The organism is Pseudoxanthomonas sp. 22568 (assembly GCF_052044485.1).
GTDB classification, from domain to species: Bacteria; Pseudomonadota; Gammaproteobacteria; order Xanthomonadales; family Xanthomonadaceae; genus Pseudoxanthomonas_A; species Pseudoxanthomonas_A beigongshangi.
This window is the reverse complement of record NZ_JBQENC010000009.1, coordinates 23,987-49,634: the sequence shown is the minus strand read 5'-3', so window position 1 is coordinate 49,634 and position 25,648 is coordinate 23,987. Positions and strand designations below refer to the sequence as shown.

Sequence of the window (25,648 nt, the reverse complement as noted above, 5' to 3'; positions counted from 1 at the left end):
AATATCGGATGAAGATCTGCTTTCTGCCGTGCCTGATCCTTCTGGCGGCGTTCTCACAGACATCACCGGTATCTTCGCCGGGTATTCCGATGGCGGCCGACACGGGATGTTCGCTGTTCGGGAAGGTCGATCTGGGAGAGGTCTCCGCTTCTGACTGCGCGATTCTGGGGGCCGCGTCCGTGGATTACTGCGCCGTCCTTGTCGGCCGACCGCCAATACACGCCAAACGGGATACTTCTTTCAGACGTATGCACAATGGAGCTACGCCCCGCTATGTCGGTGACGGATACAGCTTGCTCGAAGTACGTGGTGTGCGATTCATTGGCGTTGTTCCCGTTGGCGTTCATGGTCCGGTGCTGACGTTCGATGAACACCTGTCGCAAGGCGGATTGGAAATATCGCAACTGAGTTTCGTCGGCGTGCCAGCCAAGCACTGATGGGTATCGCCTCCTGTTGGGACGCGCCACGGGCTTGCCGCTCCAGCCACGATCATCGACTTGAGTCCTGGCGGCGGCCGCCCGGCGCGGAGGCGGAAATGACGCGATGAGGTGCACGTCGTTGTTGTGCCGTGCAGCATAAGATTTCGTGTCCGGAGTCTTGCATGAACACGCGGGGCTGCTTTATGGTGCAATCGATTGCATCAGGGCGAATCTTCGAGGTTTCGTGCCGGTTGGGAGGCCGGGGATGGATGGATGTCTATTCGATCGAACCGGCGCAGCACGCAGGCGGCCGGTGCGCTTCCCGTGGCACTGGCGTTGCCTCGAAAGATTCGTTTGAGCAAGCTTTCCTTTGTGGTGTGAGGACGCCGGGATGAATCCCCTGGACCCGAAGTTCACGAGACGAAGTGCGCTGCGCGCAGCGGTGATGGGCGGTATCGGACTGGCCGCCGCCGGGGTGATGCCCGGGTTTGCCGCCGAGAAGCCGCTCGCGCTCAAGGGCAAGCTGAAACATTCCGTCGCGCGCTGGACGTTTCCGAAGCAGTCGGTCGCCGAGCTGTGCCAGATAGTGAAGGGGATTGGTTTCTCCGCCATCGACCTGGTCGGGCCGGAAGACTGGCCGACGCTGAAGGCGCATGGCGTGGACAGTTCGATGTGCAACGGCGCGGAGATTGACCTGGTGAAGGGCTTCGCCGGGGCCGAGTTCCATGACGAACTGGTGGCGCGCTACACCCGCCACATCGACCTGGTGGCCGACGCCGGCTATCGCAACCTGATCTGCTTTTCGGGCAACCGCAACGGCATGGATCCCGAGCAGGGCCTGGCCAACGCCGAGGCCGGGCTCAAGCGCATCCTCGGGCATGCCGAGAAGCGCGGCGTGATGCTGGTGATGGAACTGCTGAATTCCAAGGTGGATCACCACGATTACCTGTGCGATCACTCCGACTGGGGCGTCGCCCTGTGCAAGCGGCTGGGATCGAAGCACTTCAGCCTGCTGTACGACATCTACCACATGCAGATCATGGAAGGCGACGTCATCGCCACCATCCGAAAGCACCACGAATTCTTCACCCACTACCACACGGCGGGCGTACCGGGTCGGCACGAAATCGGCGACGACCAGGAACTCAACTATCCCGCCATCTGTCGCGCGATTCGCGACACCGGCTTCGACGGTTACCTGGCGCAGGAGTTCATGCCTTCCGCACCGGATCCGGTCGCCTCGCTGCGTGAGGCGATCCGCCTCTGCGACGTCTGAAACAACAGCTATCCACCCAGGGAAAAACAGTACCCATGGCAGACAATCACTACGACGCCATCGTCGTTGGCTCAGGAATCAGTGGCGGCTGGGCTGCCAAGGAACTGACCGAGAAGGGCCTCAAGGTCCTGATGCTGGAACGCGGACGCAACATCGAGCACGTCAAGGACTACGTCAACGCGATGAAGGAGTCGTGGGACTATCCGCATCGCGGCCGGCCGACCCAGGCGATGATCGCGGAACATCCGGTCCTGATGCGCGACTACCCGCTTTCCGAGGAAACGATGGGGATGTGGGCCGACGAAAAGGATTGTCCCTATACCGAGACCAAGCGCTTCGACTGGTTTCGCGGCTACCACGTGGGAGGCCGTTCGCTGTTGTGGGGCCGGCAGAGCTATCGCCTGTCGGAAATGGATTTCGAGGCGAACCTCAAGGAAGGCATCGCCACCGACTGGCCGATCCGTTACGCCGACATCGCGCCCTGGTATGACTACGTCGAGAAGTTCGCCGGCATCGCCGGCACCCGCGAGGGGCTGGACGTGCTGCCGGATGGCGAGTTCCTGCCGCCCATTCCGCTGAACATCGTCGAGAAGGACGTGGCCGCGCGGATCAAGCAGGCTTTCGGCGGCACCCGCCACATGATCCACTCGCGCACCGCCAACATCACCCAGCCCAAGCCCGAGCAGGGCCGGGTCAACTGCCAGTACCGCAACAAGTGCATCCTGGGCTGTCCCTACGGCGCCTACTTCTCGACCCAGTCGGCGACGCTGCCGGCAGCGATGAAGACGGGCAACCTGACCCTGCGTCCGTTCTCGATCGTCAAGGAAGTGCTGTACGACAAGGATCGCAAGCGGGCGCGCGGGGTGGAGATCATCGATGCCGAGACCGGCCAGACCTACCAGTACACGGCCAACGTCATCTTCCTCAATGCCTCGTCGTTCAACTCGACCTGGGTGCTGATGAACTCGGCCACCGATATCTGGGAGGGTGGACTGGGCTCGTCCTCCGGCGAGTTGGGGCACAACGTCATGGATCATCATTTCCGCGTCGGCGCGTCCGGTCGGGTCGACGGCTACGAGGACAAGTACTACTTCGGTCGTCGTCCCTGCGGTTTCTACATTCCGCGCTTCCGCAACGTCGGCAACGACAAGCGCGACTATCTCCGGGGCTTCGGTTACCAGGGCGGGGCCAGCCGTTCCGGCTGGTCGCGCGAAATCGCCGAACTCAACGTGGGCGCCGAACTGAAGGACGCGCTGACCCTGCCGGGTGACTGGTCCATCGGCATGACCGCCTTCGGCGAGATGCTGCCCTACCACGAGAACCGGATCAGCCTGGACCCGAACCGCAAGGACAAGTGGGGCCTGCCGGTGCTGGCGATGGACGTGTCCATGCGCGAGAACGAGCTGGCCATGCGCCATGACATGGGCGCGGATGCGGCCGAGATGCTGGAGGCCGCGGGCGTCAAGGACGTCAGGACCCACGACAGCGACTACGCGCCCGGCATGGGCATCCATGAGATGGGCACGGCGCGCATGGGCCGGGATCCGAAGAACTCGGTGTTGAACAAGCACAACCAGGTCTGGGATGCGCCCAACGTCTACGTGACCGACGGCGCCTGCATGACCTCCAGTGCCTGCGTGAATCCGTCGCTGACCTACATGGCGATGACGGCGCGGGCGGCGGATCACGCGGTGCGCGAACTCAAGGCGGGGAACCTGTGATGGAACGTCGCGAACTCCTGAAGATGATCGCCGCCGCCACCGGCGCGGCCATGATTGGCATTCCGGGCTTTGTCTACGGACAGGCGCCGGCTCCGAACGGCAAGAGCGCTTTCTCGGCCACCGACATCGCCCTGCTGGACGAGGTCGCGGACACCATCCTGCCGCGGACCAAGACCCCGGGTGCCAAGGACGCGGGCGCGGGTCCCTTCATGGCGCTGTACGTGACCGACTGTTATACGCCGGAGAACCTGGCGATCTTCCGCGCCGGACTGGCCGATCTCGACAAGCGTGCCGGTGGCCGCTTCGTCGCACTGGCGCCGCAGGCCCGCACCGAACTGCTGCGCGCCCTGGACACCGAAGCACGCGACTACCTGAGCACGGCGAAGGCGGCCGCCGGGGGCGCCAGCAAGGGTCCGGTGAAGCCGCACTACTTCACCATGCTCAAGCAGTTGTCGATCTTCACCTTCTTCACCTCGCAGGTGGGGGCGAACGAGGCGCTGCAGTACGTCGCCGTGCCGGGCCGTTATGACGGCGACATGCCCTACGTTCCGGGCACGCCCGCCTGGGCGACCGACTGATGGACATGGGCGCTTCGTCCGAACCGTTCTGGCTGGGGAACACGATGAGCAAACCGATCCTGATGGCGGCCTGCCTCCTGGCCGCGGGCCCCGCGCTCGCACAGGCGCAGGCCGACCCGCAACGCGATCCCGCCAAGACCGAGGTCTGGAAGCCGATTCCGGCAACGGTGGCCACGCCGCGCGAGGCCGCGCCTTCCGATGCCGTGGTGCTGTTCGACGGCAAGGACCTCTCGGCCTGGGAGAGCGAGCTGGGTGGCAAGGCGCCCTGGACGGTCGCCGATGGCGCGGTCACGGTGGTGCCGGGCAGCAAGGGCATCCGCACCAGGCAGCGCTTCTGCGACGTCCAGTTGCACGTGGAATGGCGCACGCCCACCGAGACCAAAGGCTTCGATGGCCAGCATCGCGGCAACAGCGGCATTTTCCTGCAGGAGGTCTACGAACTGCAGGTGCTCGACAGCTACAACAACGCGACCTATCCCAACGGCCAGGCCGCCTCGATCTACAAGCAGGCCATCCCGCTGGTGAACGCCTCGCGCGCGCCGGGCGAATGGCAGGCGTACGACGTCATCTGGAAGGCACCGCGCTTTTCCGAAGGCGGCGGGTTGCTCTCGCCCGCGCGCATCACCGTGCTGCACAACGGCGTGCTGGTGCAGAACGATACCGTGCTGTCCGGCAAGACCGAATACATCGGCGCGCCGTCCTACGCGCCGCATGGCTGCGCGCCGATCTACATCCAGGATCACGATTCCAAGGTCAGCTTCCGCAACATCTGGGTGCGCGAGCTGTAAGCGATGGCGCGGAGCGAGCCTCCGCGCGCGTCCTACTGCTTCAGGAAGGCCGCGAGGTCTTCGATATCCTTTTCCGACAGATGGCCGAAGGGCGGCATCATGCCGCCGCCCTTCCGGATGCGTTCCTTGATCTGTTTCGGATCCAGCCGCTTGCCGACATTGGTGAGCGCCGGAAACGCGCCCGCCACGCCCGCGCGGTTGGCGCCGTGGCAGGCCGCGCAGTTGGCGGCATAGACCTTGGCGCCCGCGGTGGCGTCCTCCGCCGAAGCCGCGGCGGTCGCCAACGCCACGGCGACAAAGGCCAGGGTCGCCATGCCGATGGATTTCAGCATCCGCTGCCCGCGCATCAGTGCGTCGCGCCGGCCGGCAGGTGTTCGCGCAGGTAGTCCGCGCCGGCCTTGACGACCGCGGCGGGATCGCGCGGCTGGTCGTGCTCGATGATGTACCACTGCACGCCGGCCTTCTCGGCGGCGGGGAGAATGGTCTTCCAGTCCAGGACGCCCTGGCCCAGCGAGGCGAAGCCGCCCTCGTCCGTGGCCTGGCCCTTCGGCGCGTTGTCCTTGGCATGCACCGCGAACACCCGTCCGCTGAACTTGCCGAGCATCGCGGCCGGGTCGTAGCCGGCACGCGCCACCCAGGCCAGATCCAGTTCGGACTTGAGCGCGGGGCCGGCCGCGTCGAACAGCAGTTCCAGACCGGTCTTGCCACCGAAATCGATCAGCTCGAAGTCGTGGTTGTGGTAGGCCAGGGTCATGCCCTTGGCCCGGGCCTTGCTGGCAATTTCGCCCAGTTCCTTGCCCAGTGCGGCCCAGCCGGCGGCGTCGGTGGGGCGTTCCTTCTCGCCGAGGTAGGGCACGACCAGATGGGTGTTGCCGAGCGTCTGGTTGAACGCCACCACGCCATCGAGATCCTTGCGCAGATCCGCCAGCTGCACGTGGGTGGAGACGGCCTTGATCGCATATTGGTCCAGCAGCTGCTTGAGTTCGGCGGCGGTGACGTTCTGCGTGCCGACGGTTTCCACCGCGTGGACGCCGGCGTCGTGGACGATCTTCAGCTGTTCATCCAGCGTGGCGACGTTGCGCAGCGTGTACATCTGCACCGCGATGGGCTGCGCCGGCGTGGCGGCGTCCCTGGCGAAGCCGGGCAGGGCCGCCAGGAGCAGCAGGGCGGTGGTCGCGATTTTGCGTGGGGTGGTGCGCATCAGGGTGTCCTCCGGGGATTCCGATGACTACAGGAAAGAAAAGCGGTCGGGGCCTGTCTTCGTGTGTTCAGGCGATGGGGGTCCAGGCGCGGGAGCGGGCCGAGGCGATGACGCGATCGACGATCAGTGCCGAGCGCAGTCCGTCTTCGAACGTCGGCAACCCTTCCGGCCGTTCGGCCAAGATGGCGCGATAGGTGTCCGCGACGAAGGCCTCGAAGCAGTTGCCGTAGCCCTGCGCGTGGCCGGCCGGCAGCACCGAGAGCCGGCGCTGTTCGGCGCTTCCGGCACCCGGTCCGCGCGTGAAGATTTCCTCGCGCTGGTCGGGCAGGCCGATCCACAGGCGTTCGCTGTCTTCCTGATCGAACGCCACGCTGGCCTGGGCGCCATCGATTTCGAACCACAGGCGGTTCCGGCGACCGGCCGAGACCTGGCTGACGGTCAGCGAGGCCAGGGTGCCGTTGGCGGTCTTGAACAGGGCCGCGGCGACGTCCTCGCTCGACACCGCCTGCATCGCACCGCCCGCCGCCGGCGTGGCGAAACTCTGGCCGGTGGCGGCGGCGCGTTCGGCGATCACGGTTTCGAAGGCGGCGCTGACATCGACGAAACGCTCGCCGCTGACCCATTCCACCAGATCGCACCAGTGCGAACCGATGTCGGCGAACACGCGCGAAGCGCCGCCCAGCGCCGGATCCACGCGCCAGTTGTTGCTGGCCGGATCCAGCAGCCAGTCCTGCAGGTAGCTGCCGTGGATGAGCCGCAGCGGACCCAGTTCACCCTGGGCGATGCGCGCGCGGGCTTCGCGCACGACCGGGTGGTAGCGGTAGACGAACGGTACCGTGGCCACCCGGCCGGTGGAGGCGGCCAGCGCCGCCAGCGCCTTGGCGTCCTCCAGGGTGGTGGCCAGCGGCTTCTCGCAGATCACGTGCTTGCCGGCTTCCAGCGCGGCCTGCGCCATCGCCCGGTGCAGATGGTTGGGCGTGCACACGTGCACGACCTGCACCTGCGGGTCGGCAAGCGCTTCCTCGATGTCGCGATAGGCGCGCGGGATATCCCAGGCCTGCGCCACTTCCTTCCCGCGCCCAGGCGACGAACCGACCACGCCGCGGACATCGGCGCCCGCCAGCAACGCGGCGCGGCGATGCACGGCGCCAATCATGCCGGTGCCGACGATGGCGACTCCAAGCTTGCTCATCTACGCAATCCTCAATGTGCGGACGACGCGGCGGCGGCCGGTCGATCGCGGAACAGGAACAGGAAGGCGATCAGCACCACCAGCGCGACGCCCGCCGGGAACAGCCAGATCTGCCGCCAATCCGGACCCGCCGCGGTGGTGTAGTGCTCCACGACCGCGCCGGACAGGAAGGTGCCGATCAGCATGCCGACGCCATACGTGGCCAGGGTGATGAAACCCTGCGCGCTGCTGCGGGTGTCGGGACCGGCATGCGCGTCGGTGTAGATCTGGCCGGTGACGAAGAAGAAGTCGTAGCAGATGCCGTGCAGCACGATGCCGATCACCAGCAGGGAGAACCCGCTGCCCGCGTCGCCATAGGCGAACATGCCGTAACGCAGCACCCACGCCGCCATGCCGACCGCCAGCATGGTCTTCACGCCCAGCCGCACGAACAGGAACGGCATGGCCAGCATCAGCAGCACTTCGGATACCTGGCCCAGCGACTGCAGGCCGGCCGCGCCGCGCACGCCCAGATCGTTGAGATAGGGATTGGTGAAGTTGTAGTAGAACGACAGCGGGACGCAGATCGCGATCGAGGCCAGGAAGAACACCAGGTACGAACGCGATTTCAGCAGGCGCAGCGCGTCCAGTCCCAGGATCTGTCCTACGCCCGCGTTGCGCTGCTGCGCCAGCGGCGGCGTGTGCGGCAGGGTGAGCGCATACAGGCCGAGCGCCAGCGAGGCCGCCGCGGCCATGCGGAAGGTGAGTTCAAGGCGATGGGCCTGTTCCCAGCCCAGCCAGCCGATCAGCACACCGGCGACGATCCAGCCGATGGTGCCGGAGACGCGGACGAGCGGGAACTGCTTTTCCGGCGACTGCATGTGGCGCATGGCGATGCTGTTGACCAGCGCCAGCGTCGGCATGAACAGCAGCATGTACACCATCACGCAGGTCGCGAAGGTGTTGAAGCTGGTGGCTGTGGACGCGACCCACATCAACACCGCGCCGGCCAGGTGCAACACCGCCAGGATGCGCTGCGCGGCGAAGTAGCGGTCGGCGACCAGGCCGACCAGGAACGGCGCGACGATGGCGCCGATGGACTGGCTGAGGAACGCGGTGGCCACCTGGCTGGCGCTGGCCTTCAGCGGTCCCTGTACCAGATAGGTGCCCAGGGTGACGAACCACGCACCCCAGATGAAGAACTGAAGGAACATCATCGCGCTCAGGCGCGACATGGCGAACGTCATGACTTCCCCTCCCAGGTCGGTGTTGGTTCAAATCCCCAGCATGCCGCGCAACGCTTCCGGATCGGCGCCGCTGTCGGCAAAGTCGTCGAAGGCGCGCTCGGTGACGCGGATGATGTGGTCGCGGATGAAGGGCGCGCCCTCGCGCGCGCCGTCTTCCGGATGCTTCAGGCAGCACTCCCATTCCAGTACGGCCCAGCCCGGGAAGTCGTACTGGGCGAACTTGGAGAAGATCGCCTTGAAGTCGATCTGGCCGTCCCCCAGCGAGCGGAACCGGCCGGGACGATCGATCCAGTTCTCGTAACCGCCATAGACGCCGCTGCGCGCGCTGGCGCGGTACTCGGCGTCCTTGACGTGGAAGATGCCGATGCGCTCGTGGTAGCGGTCGATGAAACCCAGGTAGTCCATCTGCTGCAGCAGCAGGTGGCTGGGGTCGTAGAGGATCTTGGCGCGCGGATGGTGATCGACCGCGTCGAGGAAACGCTCGAAGGTCGCGCCGTCGTGCAGGTCCTCGCCCGGATGGATCTCGTAGCAAAGGTCCACGCCGCAGGCGTCGAAGGCATCCAGGATCGGGTGCCAGCGGCGGCCGAGTTCGGCGAAGGCTTCTTCCACCAGACTGGGCGGCCGTTGCGGCCAGGGATAGAAGTAAGGCCAGGCCAGCGCGCCGGAGAACGTGGCATGCGCCTTCAGCCCCAGGCGCTGGCTGGCCTTGGCCGCCAGCTTCACCTGCTCGACGGCCCAGGCCTGCCGCGCGGCGGGATTGCCGCGCAGTTCCGGCGGGGCGAAGCCGTCGAACAGGCTGTCGTAGGCGGGATGGACGGCGACCAGTTGTCCCTGCAGGTGGGTGGACAGCTCGGTGATCTGGATACCGTGTCCGGCCAGCATGCCGGCCATGTCGTCGCAGTAGGCCTGGCTCTGCGCGGCCTGGGCGAGATCGAAGATATGGGGCGCGCTGGTCGGCACTTGTAGGCCAGAATAGCCGAGCCCCGCGGCCCATTCGGCCAGCGTGTCCAAACGATTGAAAGGAGGCTTGTCACCGATGAACTGCGCCAGGAACAGCGCGGGACCCTTGAGTGTTTTCACGTCAATCCGCCTCGATGCAATCGATTGCATTATCCTAGCATGGGCCAACCCGGACACGTGTTGTGCACCGCATCGGGGAACCCGGGACTGACATGGCGACCATCTACGACATCGCGAAGCACGTCGGCGTTTCGGCAGGCACCGTGTCGCGCGCGCTGTCGCGGCCGGAAAAGGTCCTGCCGGCCACGCGCAAGCGCATCGAACAGGCGGCGGCCGCGCTGGGCTATGTCCCCAACACGGTGGCCCGGACGCTCAAGACCCAACGCAGCAGCAAGATCCTGGTCACGGTCCCGGACATCGCCAATCCGTTCTTCGCCCAGATCCTGCAGGGTGCGGAGGAAGCCGCGCAGGCGGCCGACTACGCCGTCCTGCTCGGTGATACCCAGCACCAGCCGGATCGGGAGGAGCGCTACGCGCAGATGCTTCCGCGCAACGAAGCCGATGGCCTGATCGTGCTGGGGCACCGGTTGCCGCCAACGGCGCAGGAAATCGTCCGGCAACTCGGCGCCAACGCGCCGGTGGTCAACGGCAGCGAATTCGATCCGGCGCTGGGCATTCCCAGTGTCCACATCGACAACGCCGCCGCCGCGCGCACCGCGATGGAACATCTCTACGGCCTGGGCCATGAGCGGATCGCCGTGATCGGCGGACCGCCCGACAATCCGCTGCACCAGCAGCGGCTGGAAGGGGCCCGGATCGCGGCCAGGGCGCGCGGCCGCCTGCGTCATCTGACGATCGTGCCGGGCGACTTCTCGGTGGAATCCGGCTATGCGGCCGCGAAGCGGTTGTTGGGCCAGGCGGCCGCGCCGACCGCCGCATTCTGTTTCAGCGACCAGATGGCGCTGGGCATGCTGGCCGCGTGCCGGGATCTGGGCATCCGCGTGCCGGAGGACTTCTCGATCGTCGGCTTCGACGATCTGGCCTCGTCCCGTTACCTCAACCCGCCGCTGACCACCATCAGCCAGCCGATGCGCGAGATCGGCATGCGTGCGGTCAAGCTGCTGCTCGCCATCATCGAGGGCGTGGACGTGCCGCATCAGCAGACGCTGGAATTCAGCCTGATGTTGCGCGGGTCGACTGCCGCGCCCGCCTCGTAGGGAAGCGCCGGAACAGGGCCGGATGATCCCGCCGGGCAGCCGTCAGGGCAGGCCCGCCAGGCGCAGCCCTTCGGTCAGCCGCGCGAGATCCTGCGGGCGATGGATGGGCAGCCAGTCGGCGAGGCTGGACTGGGACAGCGACGGATCCAGCGCGCGCACGTGCGCGACGGCGAGGCCGGCCTGCCGCGCGCGTCCGGCCAGCGCATGGCTCGCCGCCGCCACCACGGCGGCGACCAGCAGCGAGGGCAGGTTGCTGAGCGCTTTTTCCGCCCAGATCGATGCGGCATCGAAATCGCCGGCGAAGAAGTGCGCCAGCGCGATGCCCGCCTGCATGCGGAACATTTCCGGATCCAGCGGACTCAGCCGAACCGCGCGGGAAAACAACGCCATCGCGCTTTCCGATTCGCCGTGGAAGATGCGCAGGAAACCGCCCAGGAACCAGGCCGGTGCGAAGTTCGGATTCAGCAGCACCGCCCGATCCAGCAGTGCGATGCCGCCGTCCAGATCGCGGGTCAGGTGGCCCAGCGCATGGCCACCGCGGGTCAGCGCCACCGCGTCGTCCCGTCCCCAGGTCACCGCCAGCCGCGCCAGGCGCACGCCCTCGGCGACCTCCGCGGGCCGGTCGATCATCCAGCCATTGACCTTGCGCCAGACATGGCACCAGGCCGCCCCGCCGTAGGCCGAACCGTATTCCGGATCCAGCTCGATGGCGCGATAGAACTGGCGCAGCGCTTCCTCGATGGTTTCGCGGCTGCCGCTGTGCAGGTTCGCGACCCCGCGCAGGTAGTAGTCGTACGCATCCAGGCTCTGGGTCGGCTTGCGCTTGGCGCGTTCGATTTCCGCGCGCTCCAACTGCGGAGAGATTGCGCCAACCACGCTTTCGGCAACCTCCGCCTGCAGCTCGAAGATATCGTCGAGCGTGCCCTCGAAGCGCTCGGCCCACAGGTGCGTGCCGGTCGAGGCGTCGATCAGCTGCCCGGTGATGCGGACCTTGTTGCCAGCCCTGCGCACGCTGCCTTCCAGTACGTAGCGCACGCCCAGCTCGCGCCCAACCGTCCGCGGATCCACCCGATGGTCCTTGTAGGCGAAGCTGGTGTTGCGGGCGATGACGAACAGCCAGCGCACGCGCGAGAGCGCGGTGATGACGTCCTCGACCACGCCGTCGGCGAAATAGTCCTGGCCGCTGTCACCGCTCAGGTTCTGGAACGGCAGCACGGCGATGGAGGGCCTGTCGGGCAGCATCGGTGCGGACAGCGCGCCGACGCCGCTGCCATGCGCATCCGGCAGGGCCGGGACCGGCGCGATGTCGTCGTCCCGGATCTCGCCGATGAAGCGGAACCCCTTGCGCGCGACGGTGCGCAACAGGCGCTGTTCGGAGCCGGTGTCCGCGATCGCCTTGCGCACGGCGTTGATGTGGCTGGCGACCGTGGACTCGGAGACGATCCGGCCGCTCCATACCACCTGCAGCAGTTCGTCCTTGCCGACCACGCGGTCACGATGGAGCACCAGGTACAGCAACAGATCGAAGACCTGCGGGCCGATGGAAACGGGCTGCCCGCGCAGCGTCAGTTCCCGGCGCTCGTCATCGAGCAAGCAGTCTTCGAACGCGAATCGCACGGTCACGCCCTTGCCGAACCCTCGCGCCCCGTGCCCGAGGGAATCGCGTCATGGTACCCGATTGAATTGCACGGCCGTACCGAACCGGGCCAGCGGCCAGTCCCGGCGCCGGCGCGAATCCAAGCGAATTCCAAGGTTTCTTGAAGGTCGCCGCAAGGACTTCGCCGGGACCGGCGCGCAAGCTTTCTCCATCGGCGGCAAGTCCTGCCGTTGACCCAGCGGAGAACATGCACATGAAGATCGTCGTCATCGGGGGCACCGGCCTGATTGGCTCGAAACTCGTCGCCACCCTGCGCAATCACGGTCATGAAGTATTGGCCGCCGCCCCGGGCACGGGGGTGAACACCATTACCCGCGAAGGCCTGGCCGAGGCCATGGACGGTGCTCAGGTAGTGGTCGACGTGGCGAACGCACCGGCCTGGGACGACCAGGCGGTGCTGGAATTCTTCGAGACCTCCGGCCGCAACCTGTTGGCCGCCGAAGCCGCCGCCGGCGTACGCCACCACGTGGCGCTGTCCATCGTCGGAAGTGAACGCAATCCCGACAACGGCTACTTCCGCGCGAAGGTGGCGCAGGAGAACCTGATCAAGGCGTCGGGACTTCCGTACACCATCGTGCGCGCCACCCAGTTCCACGAATTCGTCGCCGGCATCGCCCAGGCGGCCGTCGTCGGCGATGAAGTCCGCCTGTCGCCAGCGCTCATCCAGACCATTGCATCGGACGACGTGGTGGCCGCGCTGGCCGATGTCGCGCAGGCAACGCCAATCGACGGCACGATCGAGATCGCCGGTCCGGAGGCCGTCCCGCTCGACGAAATGGCCAAGCGCCTGTTCGCGGTGACGGGAGACACGCGCAAGGTCGTGGCGGACGTGCATGCGCGCTACTTCGGCGGCGAACTGGACGACCAGTCGCTGACGCCCGGTCCCGATGCGCGCCTGGGCGCGCTCCGTTTCGAGGACTGGCTGGTCCGTTCGAACGCGGCTGCGTGACCGCAGCGCCGTCAGGACCATCGCGAGGAGGAACCGACATGCCTTCGTCTGAAGAAAATACCCGCGCAGGGGCAGGGGCGGCGCCCAACCCGGGAGCACCGGCACCTCCGCGCGGCCGCGCCCGGAAAATCGGCGTGCTGCTGTGCCTTGGGGCGATCATCGCCGTCGGGGCCGGCTGGGCCTGGGCGCGTGCCGGCGCCAGCGTGTCCACCGACAACGCCTACGTGCGCGGGGACGTCACCTCGCTGGCGCCCAAGGTCGCCGGCTACGTCCGGGAAGTGAAGGTCGGGGACAACCAGGCGGTGCGCGCGGGCGATGTGCTGTTCCGCATCGACGACAGCGACTACCGGGCGCGGCTGGCCCAGGCCGAGGCCAACGTGCAGGCGGCGCGGGCGCGGCTGGTCAACGTCGATGCGGAGACCGCGTTGCAACAGGCGCTCATCCGCCAGGCCAGTGCGCAACGGCATTCGCAGCTGGCCGAGATGCGGCTGGCGGCGAAGGTGTCCGATCGACGACGCGAGCTGATCCGCGGTCGTTTCGTCAGCCAGGACCAGGTGGATGAAAGCGACGCGGCGCGCTCGCGCGCGGAGGCTGGCGTATCGGCGGCTTCGGCGACGGTGGAAGCGCAGACACGCAGGATCGCCGTGCTCGCCACCCAGCGCGAAGCCGCGCTCGCGGCGGTGGCCCAGGCCATCGCGCTGCGCGACCTGGCGCGCATCGATCTGGACGGCACCGTGGTGCGGGCGCCGCTGGATGGTGTCGTCGGCAATCGCCAGGTGCGGGTCGGCCGCTTCGTCACGGCGGGCGCGCCGCTGCTGGACATCGTGCCGGTCGATGACCTGTGGCTGGTGGCGAATTTCAAGGAAACGCAACTGGCGGACGTCCGCCCCGGCCAGCGCGTGCGCATCGAGATCGACGGTTACCCCGACGCCGCGTTCCGGGGCGTGGTCGACAGCTTCGCGCCCGGCAGCGGCTCGTCCTTCAGCCTGTTGCCCGTGGACAACGCCACCGGCAACTTCGTCAGGGTCGTGCAGCGGGTGCCGGTGAAGATCCGCTTCACCGGGCAACCGTTGCCGGCGCGGCTGGTGCCCGGCCTGAGCGCGCGCGTGTGGATCGATCGACGGGCCGGGTCGTGAACCTGGACGTGGCCGCCGCGCCGGCCCATGCCCGCTCTGCCACGGGATCGTTGCTCGTCGCCGGCATCGTGCTGGCCGCGCTGACGGAAGCCGTTGCCGGTACCGTGCTGTCGCTCGGGCGGATGGACATCATCGGCGACACCCATGCCACGCCGGACGAATTCGCCTGGCTGGACGTGGGCTACGTGTCGATGAAGCTGGTCGGCTTCCTGCTGGCGCCCTGGCTGATCGCGTGGCTGCGGGCACGCGATGTGATTGCCGGCGCCGCGCTGATGATGGGAGTGGCTTGCCTGTTCGCCGCGGCCACCGCGCGGCTGGATCTGCTGATCGCGCTGCGCTGCCTGCAGGGGGTTTCCGGCGGCGTGCTGCTGATCGCCGGGCAGGCGCTGCTGTTCCTGGCCTTCCCGCGTCCGCGCCAGCCGCTTTTGCAGGCACTGTTCGCGATGGGATCGGTGGTGGCACCCGCGACGCTGGCGCCCGCCCTGCAGGGCTGGTTGCTCGATACCCAGGCGTGGACCTGGATTTTCTTCGGAGTGGTGCCGATCGCGCTGGCGGCGGCGGGCATCCTGCTGCTGGCGGAGATGCCGGACATGCCGGTGAACGACGCGCCCGCGCCTTTCGACGGAATCGGCTTCGCCCTGGGGGGTGTCGCGTTTTTCTGCCTGGGCTATGCCCTGATCCAGGGCAACCGGTGGGACTGGTTCCAGGAACCACGCATTGCGTGGATGACCGCGATTGGCGCGACGAGCCTGCTGGGGTTCATCGGCTGGCAGTTGCGGATGCGCGGCCGGGGCCTGGTCGACTTCTCGGTATTCGCGGACGAGGAATTCTGCTTTGCCTTCGTCGTCAGCTTCGTGGCCGGTGCCGCGTTGTTCGGCAGCGGTTACCTGATCCCGGCGTTCGCGGTGTCCGTGCTGGGTTTCACCCTGACCGACGCCGGGCGACTGCTCCTGCCCGGCGGCGGCCTGTTCATCGTGGCGCTCCTGATCGCCGCTTACCTGATGCAGGCGCGCCGGCTGCCGCCCGTGGCCACGGTGCCGTTCGGCATCCTGATGATCATGACGGCCATGTGGATGCTGTCGGGATCGAATCGCGCAAGCGGCGCCGACGACATGATGGCGGCCATCCTGCTGCGTGGATTCGGCCTGGGCTTGCTGTTCCTGTCGATCACGCTGATTGCCTTCAGCCATCTGCCTTCGCGGAACCTGGCCAGCGGCATGGCCCTGTTCAATACCGGTCGCCAGTTGGGCGGCCTGATCGGCGTGGCCGGCCTGCAGACCCTGATCGAGCACGAAACCCACATCAACGCGACGGTGCTTGGTGGCCACCTCACCGCCGGTGGCGCGCCCCTGGGTGAACGGCTGGCCGCAACCACTGCGATGCTCGCCGGTCACGGCATGGACCTGGCGTCCGCCACCCGCGCGTCGTTTGGTCTGCTGGGCAAGGCGATGGCAGGCCAGGCCACGGTCATCGCGTTCGACGCCGCGTTCATGGCCGTGGCATTGCTGTTCGTGGCGGCGGTCCCGGTATTGCTCGGGACCAAGATCGCGCTGGCGAAATTCGCGGGTCGCCGCAACCGTTCGTAGCGCGGGGGCGGGGAAGGGGTGATGACCACTGGCGACGCCCCGGCCGCCATACCGGTGGCAGCCGGTCCGGGCGGGGGAGGTAGCCATGCCCGATCCGGTGCCGGCGACCGCCGCTTGGCCCCTGAACAGGGCATTCTCCGGGCAAACCGGGCAAAACAAATGCGAATGAATTGCAAAACGATAGTCATTCGCATTTAATGTGAAGCCGCAGGAGCCGCCGGCACTCGCTGCCGGCCCGTGCTGTGTCCAGCGCGCCGCGTGCGGGTGGGCGGCGGCCGGACGTCCTGCCGACCCCCTCGCCATTCCGACCAGCAGATCACCCCCCATGCGTCCCACCCCTCCGTCCCCGTTCTTCCGTTTCCGTGCCCCGCCCGCCACCCACCGCCTCGGCGCGGCGATTTGCCTGGCCTTGGCCGCGCTGTCGGCGACCTCCCTGGCTTCGGCCCAGGAAACCGCCGCCGTCCCGACGGTCGCCAGCGACGCCGCCACCGATCTGGACACCGTGCTGGTGGTCGCGCAGCGCGCCAACCGCGTGAGCAACGGCGCCACCAACCTGGACCTGGACATCAAGGACACGCCGCAGTCCATCAGCGTCGTGGACGCCACCCAGATGCGCGAGTTCGGCGCCGACAGCCTCAATGAAGCGCTGCGCCTGGCCACCGGCATCCAGGTGGACGAGTGGGAAACCAACCGGACCACCTTCACCTCGCGCGGCTTCGACATCGCCAACACGCAGATCGATGGCGTCGGCCTGCCCAACGACTGGGGCATCGTCACCGGTGCCATGGACACGTTCGGCTACGAGAAGCTGGAAGTCATCCGCGGCGCCAATGGCCTGCTGACCGGCGTGGGCAATGCCGCCGGCACCATCAACTACGTGCGCAAGCGCCCCACCAACGAGCGCCAGGGCGCGTTCGGACTGAGCTACGGTTCCTGGGCCACGGTGCGCGCCGAAGCCGATTACTCGACGCCGTTCACCGCCGATGGCCGCTGGGCCGGGCGCGTTGTCGCCGCGCATGAAAAGGGAGACTCCTGGCTGCGCGCCAAGCAGGACCAGCGTGATTTCCTGTATGGCGTCGTCGATGGCCAGATCGGCGACAACGGCACGCTCACCCTCGGCTATTCCTGGCAGAAGGGCCAGACCGACGGCAACATGTGGGGCGCGTTGGCCTTCATGTACAGCGACGGCACGCAGGCCGAGTGGGATCGCAGCGCCTCCACCACCCAGGACTGGACCTACTGGGACACCACCCAGCAGAACGCGTTCGCCGAATACACCCACCAGCTGGGCGCGGACTGGCAACTGAAGGCGACCTACAACTATCGCAAGGTGGAGAACGACGACAAGCTGTTCTACGCCACCGACTACGCCGGCACCGGGCTGGAACCGGGCACCCACCTGGGCCTGTACGGCTATCCGTGGCGCGGCGAGGACGAGATGACCGCGCACCTGGGCACGCTGACCGCCAACGGCCATTTCCAGATGGGCGGGCGCGATCAGGAAGTGATGTTCGGCGTCAGCTGGTCCAAGAGCGAGACCCGCAGCTACGAGTACGCCAACGCGGTCTATGACAGCGATCTGTTCGGTTACATCGAGATGCCCGGTTTTCCGTGGAGCGGCAACGTCATCCCCGAGCCGGAGTGGGGCAGCGCTTCGCTCTACAGCACCCTGAACCAGCGCCTGAAGCGCGCCTTCGGCGCCACCCGGCTGGCGTTGACCGACCGCCTGAAGGCCGTCGTGGGCGCGAACTACGCGCAGTACCATCGCGATGGCGTGAACTACGGCGTGGTGTTCGACCAGACCGAAGGCCACACCAGCCCCTACGCCGGCCTCACCTTCGATTTCAACGCGCATGTGCTGGGCTATGTCAGCTATTCGGACATCTACCAGCCGCAGAGCCAGTCCGACGAGAACGAGCGCTATCTCGACCCGACCAAGGGCACCAACTACGAGATCGGCGTGAAGGCCGATTGGCTGGACAAGCGATTGCTGACCACGCTGGCGGTGTTCCAGGCCAAGCAGGACAACCTGGCCACCGGTGCCGGCTACAACGACAACGGCCAGTTCTACTACACCGGCGTGGACGTGGAATCCCGCGGCATCGAGTTCGAGGCCACCGGCCGGATCGGCGAGCACATGAATCTGGTGTTCGGTGCCACCGCGCTGAAGTTGACCGGCCAGGATGGCGACGACACCTATCGCTGGGTACCACGCCGCACCGCCAACCTGATGCTGAGCGCGCGCCTGCCGGGCCACACAGCGGTCTCCTACGGCATCGGTGGCCGCTGGCAGAGCGAGATCTCCAACGTGGAGAGCAACGGCTTCACCGTGAGGCAGGGCAGCTACGCGGTGATCAACGGTTACCTGGCCTGGGACTTCCTGCCCAATGCCACCTTGCGCCTGAACGCCAACAACCTGACCGACGAGAAATACATCAACACGCTGCGCTACAGCGGTTACTACGGCGCGCCCGCGAACTACACGCTGAGCCTGAACTGGCGGTTCTAATCGCCGTCCACCGCCGAAGAGGTTCTGTACGCCATGTCACGCACGACCACATTGCCATCGGCCACCGCCACCTCCCGCCTTCGCGTGGCCTCGCGCGTGTGCGCGGCGGTGCTGGGCGGCTATGCCTTCGCCTGGGGCGCGGTCGCGCTGGTGACCGCGCAGCTGTTCGCCGCCGGGCTGGATTTCCACGATGCCGAGTTCATGGGCGCGCTGCTGGGCCTGCTGGCCTACCTGGCGGTGTTCCTGTGGACCATCGCCACGCGCCGGCTGGGCCGGGCATGGGCGGTGTTGCTGGCGGCGGGCGCGCTGATGACCGGCGCGGCTTCGCTGTTGCAATCGATGCTGGCCTGAGACGGAGAGACGCCATGCACAACAGTTTCCGACAGGCCATGGCCTGGCTGCATACCTGGTTCGGCCTGGTGCTGGGCTTCGTGCTGATGGCCGCGTTCTTCTTCGGCGCGCTGTCGGTGTTCGATCGCGAATTCGACCGCTGGGCGCTGCCGGCCACCCGTTTCGAGCCCCAGCCGATGCCTTCGTTCGAACAGGTCCTGCGTCCGGCCTTCGAACGCATGCAGCCCACGTCCGAGGCGATCGAGCAGATGCGCCCGCGCGTGAACGGCGACATGCCGCGGCGGTTCGACACGGTGGTCAGCTGGAGCGCCTACACCACCCACCGCGATCCGGTGCTGGCCCTGTACGCGGGTTACGAGGTGCCCAACGCCAAGGATCCGGAAGAAGCCATCTGGGCCTACGGCACCATCGATCCGCGCAATGGAACTGCGCTGCGCGACGACCAGTTGAAGATCGGCAGCGAGTTCTTCTATCCGATGCACTACAGCCTGACCTGGGACTGGAAGAACCTGGGTTTCTGGATCGTCGGTTTCTCGGCGCTGGTGATGCTCGCCGCGCTGGTCAGCGGCGTGGTCATGCACCGGAAGCTGTTCCGCGAATTCTTCACCTTCCGCCCGGGCAAGGCGCGCCTGCGCAGCACCCTGGACCTGCACAACCTGACCGGCGTGGTGGCGTTGCCGTTCCACTTCTTCTTCGCCTTCACCGGCCTGGTGATTTTCGCCGCCACCTATTATTTCCCGGTCGGGCATACCCAACTGCACGAACTGCACGACCTGCACGCGCAGGTGGAGGCGCGGGAAACCGGCCTGCCGCATGAGCGGTCCGGCGTGCCGGCGGGGCTGGCCCCGGTGGATGCGATGGTGGCCGAGGCGAAGCGGCGCTGGGCGGCAAAGGACAAGGCCGGTGATGTGGGCTTCCTGGTGTTGCAGCACGTGGGCGATGCCAACGGCTACGTCAGCGTCTATCGCGCCGGTACCGATCGCATCGCGCTGGTCGGCGACGGCGTCCACTTCAAGGCGGCCACCGGCGAGCTGATCCGCGAGGATCCGCCCGCCACCGCGGTCGGCCGCGTCAGCGAATTCCTCACCGGCCTGCACCTGCAGCACTTCCGCCATTGGCTGCTGCGCTGGCTGTACGTGCTGGGCGGATTGGCCGGCGCGGTGTGCATCGCCACCGGTTTCATCTTTTTCGTGGAAAAGCGCAAGCGCCAGCACGCGCAGCAGGGCAGCCAGGGCGCGCGGGTGGTCGATGCGCTGGCCGTCACCACGGTGACCGGCATGGTGCTGGCGACCCTGGGCATCCTGATCGTCAACCGGTGGTTGCCGGAGACGATGCCCGGGCGCGGCGACTGGGAGAAATACGCGTTCTGGGGCATGTGGTGCCTGGCGTTGGTGCATGCCGTCCTGCGCAGCGCGCCGGTATCGAAGGGGCTGCCGAACCCGGCATGGCGCGAACAATGCTGGGCCATCGCCGTCTTCGCACTGGCGGCGGTCGGATTGAACTGGATCACCACCGGCGATCACCTGCTGCGCACGCTGTCGGCGGGCTACTGGCCGGTGGCCGGCATCGATCTGGCGCTGTTGGCCACCGCCGGGCTGGCCGCACTGGCCGCGCGCCGGTTGAGGCGCCGCGCGGTCGCGGCAGATGCGCGCATGACAGGCGGGGAGGCGGCGCATGTCTGACGCCACCGTGTCGAACTGGCTGCTCGCGGCCGCCGTACTGGCCGGCCTGGCCGGCATGGGCTGGCTGGCGCTGTCGATGCAGGCGCACGCCCAGCAGGTATGGGGCAGGGCCTTGCCTGCCACCGCATCGCGGCTGTTGCGCTGGCTGGGCGCCACGGGCATCGGCGTGGCCCTGGCGTTGTGCCTGCGCGTGGATCACGCCTCCATGGCAGTCCTGGTCTGGGTGATGACGCTGGCGTTCTCGGCACTGGTGATCGCGATGTCACTGGCATGGCGTCCGCGCGCGCTGCGCGTGCTGGCGCCGTGGACAGGATCTCGCCGCTGACGCCGCCGCATTCGACTCTTCCCGCTATCCACGTCTCGACTCCCGTTCCGGGTTCCACCAGGGGTATCGCCTTGTTCCCGCACGCCATCCGCACCGCGCTGCCGCGCCATTCCGTCCTCTGCCTCGGCCTGATGCTGGCGACCTCCGGCGCACGCGCGCAGGAAGCGACCGCGCAGGATCCGCCCGCCGGCAATGGAGCCAAGCAATTGGACACGATCCATGTCGAGGGCCAGCGCGTCGGCCTGAACCTGGACCAGGATGCCGGCGTGGGCGTACTGGGCAACAAGCGCCTGCTGGATACGCCATTCTCGGTGACGGTGGTGGACGAGGAGGACATCAACAAGCGTGGCGCCACCACGCTGGGCCAGGTGTTCATCAACGACCCGTCGGTGTTCGCCGCCGAGCCTTCGGCCACCACCAACTGGTGGGGCACGCAGATTCGCGGCATCGGTGTGCTGAACCACTACGTGGACGGCGTGCCGATGCTGATGGAGTGGGGCGGCGAGTTCCCGCTGGAAGCCGTGGAGTCGGTGCAGGCGCTCAAGGGTCTGGGCGGCTTCATGTACGGCTTCGGTTCGCCCGGCGGCATCATCAGCTACCGGCTCAAGCGCCCCACCGACACGCCGCTGCTGGCCACCACGCTGGGCTATCGCAACGACGGCGCGTACGCGTTGCGCGTGGACGCCAGTGAACGGGTGGACGGGCCGGATTCGCTGGGCCTGCGCGTCAATGCGGCGACCGAACAGGGCGATGCGTACAACGGCGCGGGCATCGACCGCACGCTGCTTTCGCTGGCGCTGGACCGGCCCATCGGCGACGCCCTGCGCTGGCACGCCGAAGTGGTGAGCGAGGACAGCAACCTCAAGCACGAACCGCTGTACTTCTATTGGGATCGCTACGAGGGCACGCGCCTGCCGAAGCCGACCTACGACTACGAGAACGCCATCGTCCGCAACGGCTACTACAAGTCCCGGACACTGCATGCGACCACCGGGCTGGAATGGCGCCTGGGCGATGCCTGGCGCATCGATCTGACGGTCGGCAGCAGCCGGCGCGCACTACTCCAACAAGATGTTCGCCGACCTGCTGAACGAGGCGGGCGACTATGCCGGCAACGTCTACAACTTCGCCGGCGATCTGCGCAACAGCGTGGGCCAGCTGCTGGTGACGGGGGAAGCGACGACCGGCGCGCTCCGGCACGAACTGGTATTCGGTGCCAGCTACCAGCGCAAGTGGGAGCGCTGGGGAACGGACTGGTACTGGAGCAACGATTTCAACGGCAACCTGTATCGGCGGCTGGACTTCCTGTCGACGCACGTCCCCGACTTCGGCTTTGGCCCGGTCGATTACGACGAACGGCAGAAGTCGCTGTTCGTCAGCGACACGATGCATTTCGGCGATCACTGGCAAGCCGTCCTGGGCGTGCGCCACGTGGATTACGAGCAGAAGGACCTGGACGGCGATCCCCAATCCGATTCGCGCTATACCACCTCATCGCTGACACCGACGCTCGCCCTGGTCTACAAGCCGGTGGACAACCTGTCCCTCTATGCCAGCTACGTGGAATCGCTGGAGGCCGCCGGCCGCGTGGCGATGGACGCGGAACCGCCTTACGTCAATGCGGGCGAAGCGCTGGATCCGACCACCAGCAAACAGTACGAAATCGGCGCGAAGTACCAGGCCGGCCGCTTCGGCTTCACCGCCGCGGCGTTCCGCGTCGAGCGTGCGGCCCAGGTGGACCAGTGGCGCGGTGAGGAACGGTACCGGGTACAAAATGGCCTGACGCTGTATCGCGGGCTGGAGGCCATCGGCAGCTTCGGCCTCACCCACGATCTCGACCTTGGACTGGGTTTCCTGTGGCTCGACGCGAGCCTGGAAGACCTGTCGCCGGAAAACGCCGCTTTGCAGGGCAATCGCCCCGCCGGATCCTCGCGCCGCCAGATCGTGGCCAACTTCGAGTACCGGCCGCCGTCGGTGAGCGGCCTGAGCCTGCACGGCAACGTGCGCCACTCCGGCGACCAGTACTACGAGGACGCGAACCGCGTGCTGATTCCCGGGCGTACCCTCGCCAGTGTCGGCCTGCAGTATCGGACCCAGATCGGCGGACGCATGGCCACCGTGACTGCGAACGTCAACAATCTGTTCAACCGGCGGTACTGGAACCTGGACACCCTGGGTGAAGCCAGGAACGGATCGCTCGCGTTGCGGATCGACTGGTAAGCCCGCGCCTCGCCGCGTGATGTCGCGGCCTCAGTAGGTGCCGAACCGGATCTGCACGCGGCCGCCCTCGGTGACGTTGATGACGCCGATTTCGTCGGGCGCGATCTCGTAGACGGCCGGCCATGAATGGCGGAAACCGATTGGCCAGGCGGGTTCGGGCAAGCGTTGCCAGTTTCCGCCACCGTCTTCGCTCACGCTGATCTCGTTCTGGCAGGAGGTGACGAACATCGTGCCGCGGGTGGTGGTGGTGATCTGCGGCCCGCAGCGCTGATCCGCCAGCGGCGTGCCCAGTCCGGCGGGCCAGGAACGGCCATCGGGCGAGATTTTGGAAGAAACCGGGCAGTGCTTGTCCTCGCCGCAGATTTCGAACACCAGCACGTAGCCGCCCTGCGGACGCCGCGCCATCACCGGCATGCCGGGTCGCAGCGCGCCGCCGCCGGGCTGGGCGGCGATCACCGCTTTGGATTCCCAACTGCGTCCCCCGTCACGCGACAGGCGTTGCGAGACCACCTGGTTGTAGGCGGGCTGGCCGTCGGCCAGGGTCTCGTCCGCATACAGGACCGACAGCGTGCCGTCGTCGAGGAGGGTGAGCACCGGTTCCCATACGCCGCGATCGTTGCGGCCGCCGGGCGTTTCGTTCTGGTCGATGACACTCAGGAACCGCCAGCTGCGGGCGCCGTCATCGCTGGCGTAGAGATGCAACCGGTAGGAGACGCCGTCCACCAGCGAGCGCATCGCCAGCAGCACGCGCCCATCGGGCAGGGCGAGGACTTCGCCGTTGTCGATCTTGCGTCCGGGTTCGGCCAGTTCCGACCAGGGCTGCCAACTGCGCGCGTGGTCGTCGCTGACGGACAGCGCGAGCGTGGTCGGCCAGTCCTTGTGGAAGCGCGTGGTCACCGCCAGCCAGCGGCCGTCGGTCAGCCGGGTCATGCGACCCCAGCCGGCGTCCCGTGCGGCGACGGTGGCGGTATCGGTCCAGCGCACCTCGACTGCCCAGATCGGGGCCGCGGCCAGCATCAGGCCCGCCAGGAGCGCGCCTTGCGCCGACATGCGAAGCGCGCGCATGCCCATCACCAGAAAACCGCGTACAGCGCGACCAGGATGGCAACGACCGCGAGCGAGGCAACGTTGAACGAAGGCGCGGTGGCGTAACTGACGTCGGCGGTGCGGATCCGATCGCGATCGCCACTGGCGCGTGTCGCCAGCGCGACGCCCACGGCCAGGACCAGCGCCAGCAGGAACACCAGGCCGATGCGATCCATGAACGGCAGCTCCGGCCACACCAGCTTGAGCGCCAGCGACAGCAGGAACGAACCGATCGCGGCGGCGAGCGCGCCGGCCTCGTTGGCGCGCTTCCAGAACAGTCCCAGCAGGAAGATCACCACGATGCCGGGAGTGAAGAAGCCGGTGAATTCCTGGATGTACTGGAAACCCTGGTCGAATCCGCCCAGCAGCGGACGCGCGGTCAGCACCGCCACCAGGATCGCCACGGCCGCGGCGATGCGGCCCACCCGCACCAGCTTGGCCTGCGAGGCATCGTGATCGCGCTTGGCGTAGAAATCGAGGGTGAAGATGGTCGCCACCGAATTGATCTTGGAGGCCAGCGACGCGACGATCGCCGCCACCAGCGCGGCGAACACCAGTCCCAGCACCCCGCTGGGAAGCAACCGCATCATCGTCGGATAGGCCGCGTCCGGGCGTTCCAGTTGCGGCGCCAGCACCACCGCGGCGATGCCCGGCAGCACCACGATCACCGGCATCAGCAGCTTGAGGAACGCGGCGAACACCACGCCCTTCTGCGCTTCGCGGATATCCTTGGCGGCGAGCGCGCGCTGGATGATGTACTGGTTGAAACCCCAGTAGCTCAAGTTGGCGATCCACATGCCACCCAGCAGCACCGACAGGCCGGGCAGATCCTTGTAGAAGGGATTGGCCGGGTCGAGGATCATCTCGAACTTCTCCGGCTGCTGCCGCCACAGCGTGGTGAACCCGTCGATCACGCTGCCATCGCCGATCTGGCCCAGGGTGATGCCGGTGACCAGCAATCCGCCCAGCACCAGCAGCGATACCTGCACGATGTCGGTCAGCGCCACCGCCTTCAGGCCGCCGTACAACTGGTACGCCAGGGCGAAGGTGCCGAGCAGGATCAGCGCCAGGTTCTGATCGAGGCCGGCCACCTGCGAGACCGCGATGGATCCCAGCCACAGGATCGAGGTCAGGTTGACGAACACGTACAGGCCCAGCCAGAACACCGCCATCAGGGTGCGGATGCGATTGCCGTAACGCTCCTCCAGGAACTGCGGCATGGTGGTGATGCCGTTGCGCAGGAAGATCGGCAGGAACCATTTGCCGACGATCAACAGGGTCAGCGCCGCCATCCACTCATAGGAGGCGATGGCCAGGCCGATCGCGTAGCCGGAACCGGACATGCCGATGATCTGTTCGGCCGAGATGTTGGCCGCGATCAGCGAGGCGCCGATCGCCCACCAGGGCAGGGCGCGGCTGGCGAGGAAGTAATCCTGCGCGGACTTCTCGTGTCCCGCTTTCTCGCGCGAGACCCACTGCGCCAGGATGAAGATGGCGGCCAGGTAGGCCAGCACGATGCCAACGTCGAGTGTGGAAAGCGTCATGGGATCTCCGCGGGAGGGGGCGCGC

General features: G+C 67.1%; 22 protein-coding genes and 1 pseudogene. 15 read left to right on the top strand and 8 right to left on the bottom strand.

Annotated elements, in window-relative coordinates; genetic code table 11:
• Window positions 1-8: 8 nt before the first annotated feature.
• The 5 genes from ACTJI2_RS12745 (at window position 9) to ACTJI2_RS12725 (ending at window position 4,782) form a co-directional block, all read left to right on the top strand.
• A complete protein-coding gene (locus ACTJI2_RS12745; protein WP_440842318.1) occupies window positions 9-437 on the top strand; it encodes a hypothetical protein in 429 nt (142 codons plus the stop codon).
• A 427-nt stretch (window positions 438-864) separates the two neighbouring features.
• A complete protein-coding gene (locus tag ACTJI2_RS12740; RefSeq protein ID WP_318289398.1) occupies window positions 865-1,695 on the top strand; it encodes a hydroxypyruvate isomerase family protein in 831 nt (276 codons plus the stop codon).
• A 35-nt stretch (window positions 1,696-1,730) separates the two neighbouring features.
• The gene (locus ACTJI2_RS12735) at window positions 1,731-3,416 is read left to right on the top strand and encodes a GMC oxidoreductase (RefSeq protein WP_440842317.1); all 1,686 of its coding nucleotides are present in this window, start codon (window positions 1,731-1,733) and stop codon (window positions 3,414-3,416) included.
• Window positions 3,416-3,994 carry a gluconate 2-dehydrogenase subunit 3 family protein gene (locus ACTJI2_RS12730; RefSeq protein ID WP_183639488.1) on the top strand — a complete coding sequence of 193 codons (579 nt, stop codon included), beginning with the start codon at window positions 3,416-3,418 and terminating at the stop codon, window positions 3,992-3,994. Before ACTJI2_RS12735 ends, ACTJI2_RS12730 begins: the two co-directional genes overlap by 1 nt.
• Window positions 3,995-4,038: 44 nt before the next feature.
• Window positions 4,039-4,782, top strand: a complete 744-nt coding sequence (locus ACTJI2_RS12725) for a 3-keto-disaccharide hydrolase (protein ID WP_192199557.1) — start codon at window positions 4,039-4,041, stop codon at window positions 4,780-4,782.
• A gap of 32 nt (window positions 4,783-4,814) precedes the next feature.
• Here ACTJI2_RS12725 and ACTJI2_RS12720 read toward each other — a convergent pair whose 3' ends face one another.
• The 5 genes from ACTJI2_RS12720 to ACTJI2_RS12700 all read right to left on the bottom strand — a co-directional run bounded on the left by ACTJI2_RS12720 (window position 4,815) and on the right by ACTJI2_RS12700 (window position 9,481).
• Complete coding sequence (locus ACTJI2_RS12720) at window positions 4,815-5,096, bottom strand: c-type cytochrome (RefSeq protein ID WP_440842316.1); 282 nt, start codon at window positions 5,094-5,096, stop codon at window positions 4,815-4,817.
• A gap of 32 nt (window positions 5,097-5,128) precedes the next feature.
• Window positions 5,129-5,983, bottom strand: a complete 855-nt coding sequence (locus ACTJI2_RS12715) for a sugar phosphate isomerase/epimerase family protein (protein ID WP_440842315.1) — start codon at window positions 5,981-5,983, stop codon at window positions 5,129-5,131.
• Window positions 5,984-6,050: 67 nt separating this feature from the next.
• Entirely contained in the window at window positions 6,051-7,175 is a 1,125-nt protein-coding gene (locus ACTJI2_RS12710) for a Gfo/Idh/MocA family protein (RefSeq protein ID WP_183639484.1), read from the bottom strand.
• 11 nt (window positions 7,176-7,186) lie between these two features.
• Window positions 7,187-8,401 carry a nucleoside permease gene (locus tag ACTJI2_RS12705; protein ID WP_183639483.1) on the bottom strand — a complete coding sequence of 405 codons (1,215 nt, stop codon included), beginning with the start codon at window positions 8,399-8,401 and terminating at the stop codon, window positions 7,187-7,189.
• Window positions 8,402-8,428: 27 nt separating this feature from the next.
• Window positions 8,429-9,481 (bottom strand): sugar phosphate isomerase/epimerase family protein, encoded by a 1,053-nt coding sequence (locus ACTJI2_RS12700; protein ID WP_440842314.1) that lies wholly within the window; start codon window positions 9,479-9,481, stop codon window positions 8,429-8,431.
• 92 nt (window positions 9,482-9,573) lie between these two features.
• On the opposite strand from ACTJI2_RS12700, the gene ACTJI2_RS12695 reads away from it, so the two are divergent.
• Window positions 9,574-10,578, top strand: a complete 1,005-nt coding sequence (locus ACTJI2_RS12695; protein WP_440842312.1) for a LacI family DNA-binding transcriptional regulator — start codon at window positions 9,574-9,576, stop codon at window positions 10,576-10,578.
• A 42-nt stretch (window positions 10,579-10,620) separates the two neighbouring features.
• On the opposite strand, the gene ACTJI2_RS12690 is transcribed toward ACTJI2_RS12695, so the two are convergent.
• Window positions 10,621-12,201, bottom strand: coding sequence for a winged helix-turn-helix domain-containing tetratricopeptide repeat protein (locus ACTJI2_RS12690; protein WP_440842311.1), 1,581 nt, complete (start codon window positions 12,199-12,201; stop codon window positions 10,621-10,623).
• A 227-nt stretch (window positions 12,202-12,428) separates the two neighbouring features.
• On the opposite strand from ACTJI2_RS12690, the gene ACTJI2_RS12685 reads away from it, so the two are divergent.
• The 9 genes and pseudogenes from ACTJI2_RS12685 to ACTJI2_RS12645 all read left to right on the top strand — a co-directional run bounded on the left by ACTJI2_RS12685 (window position 12,429) and on the right by ACTJI2_RS12645 (window position 22,993).
• Window positions 12,429-13,184 (top strand): SDR family oxidoreductase, encoded by a 756-nt coding sequence (locus ACTJI2_RS12685; protein WP_440842310.1) that lies wholly within the window; start codon window positions 12,429-12,431, stop codon window positions 13,182-13,184.
• 134 nt (window positions 13,185-13,318) lie between these two features.
• Complete coding sequence (locus tag ACTJI2_RS12680; RefSeq protein ID WP_218533440.1) at window positions 13,319-14,320, top strand: HlyD family secretion protein; 1,002 nt, start codon at window positions 13,319-13,321, stop codon at window positions 14,318-14,320.
• The gene (locus ACTJI2_RS12675) at window positions 14,317-15,906 is read left to right on the top strand and encodes an MFS transporter (protein WP_440842309.1); all 1,590 of its coding nucleotides are present in this window, start codon (window positions 14,317-14,319) and stop codon (window positions 15,904-15,906) included. The genes ACTJI2_RS12680 and ACTJI2_RS12675 overlap by 4 nt, the downstream gene beginning before the upstream one ends.
• A gap of 325 nt (window positions 15,907-16,231) precedes the next feature.
• Window positions 16,232-18,415, top strand: a complete 2,184-nt coding sequence (locus tag ACTJI2_RS12670; RefSeq protein WP_440842308.1) for a TonB-dependent siderophore receptor — start codon at window positions 16,232-16,234, stop codon at window positions 18,413-18,415.
• A 33-nt stretch (window positions 18,416-18,448) separates the two neighbouring features.
• Window positions 18,449-18,766, top strand: coding sequence for an iron uptake protein (locus tag ACTJI2_RS12665; RefSeq protein WP_318287893.1), 318 nt, complete (start codon window positions 18,449-18,451; stop codon window positions 18,764-18,766).
• 14 nt (window positions 18,767-18,780) lie between these two features.
• On the top strand, window positions 18,781-20,448 hold the full coding sequence (locus ACTJI2_RS12660; protein WP_318287892.1) for a PepSY-associated TM helix domain-containing protein: 1,668 nt from the start codon (window positions 18,781-18,783) through the stop codon (window positions 20,446-20,448).
• Window positions 20,441-20,773: a DUF3325 domain-containing protein gene (locus tag ACTJI2_RS12655; protein WP_318287891.1), complete on the top strand. Its 333-nt coding sequence runs from the start codon at window positions 20,441-20,443 to the stop codon at window positions 20,771-20,773. Before ACTJI2_RS12660 ends, ACTJI2_RS12655 begins: the two co-directional genes overlap by 8 nt.
• Window positions 20,719-21,303: pseudogene (locus tag ACTJI2_RS12650) on the top strand (TonB-dependent receptor plug domain-containing protein); the annotation flags it as partial. The gene ACTJI2_RS12655 and the pseudogene ACTJI2_RS12650, both read left to right, overlap by 55 nt.
• 541 nt (window positions 21,304-21,844) lie before the next feature.
• Window positions 21,845-22,993 (top strand): TonB-dependent siderophore receptor, encoded by a 1,149-nt coding sequence (locus ACTJI2_RS12645; protein ID WP_440842307.1) that lies wholly within the window; start codon window positions 21,845-21,847, stop codon window positions 22,991-22,993.
• 30 nt (window positions 22,994-23,023) lie between these two features.
• On the opposite strand, the gene ACTJI2_RS12640 is transcribed toward ACTJI2_RS12645, so the two are convergent.
• Complete coding sequence (locus ACTJI2_RS12640) at window positions 23,024-24,058, bottom strand: sialidase family protein (protein ID WP_440842306.1); 1,035 nt, start codon at window positions 24,056-24,058, stop codon at window positions 23,024-23,026.
• A gap of 5 nt (window positions 24,059-24,063) precedes the next feature.
• The gene (locus ACTJI2_RS12635; RefSeq protein ID WP_318287888.1) at window positions 24,064-25,623 is read right to left on the bottom strand and encodes a sodium/sugar symporter; all 1,560 of its coding nucleotides are present in this window, start codon (window positions 25,621-25,623) and stop codon (window positions 24,064-24,066) included.
• Window positions 25,624-25,648 lie beyond the last annotated feature (25 nt).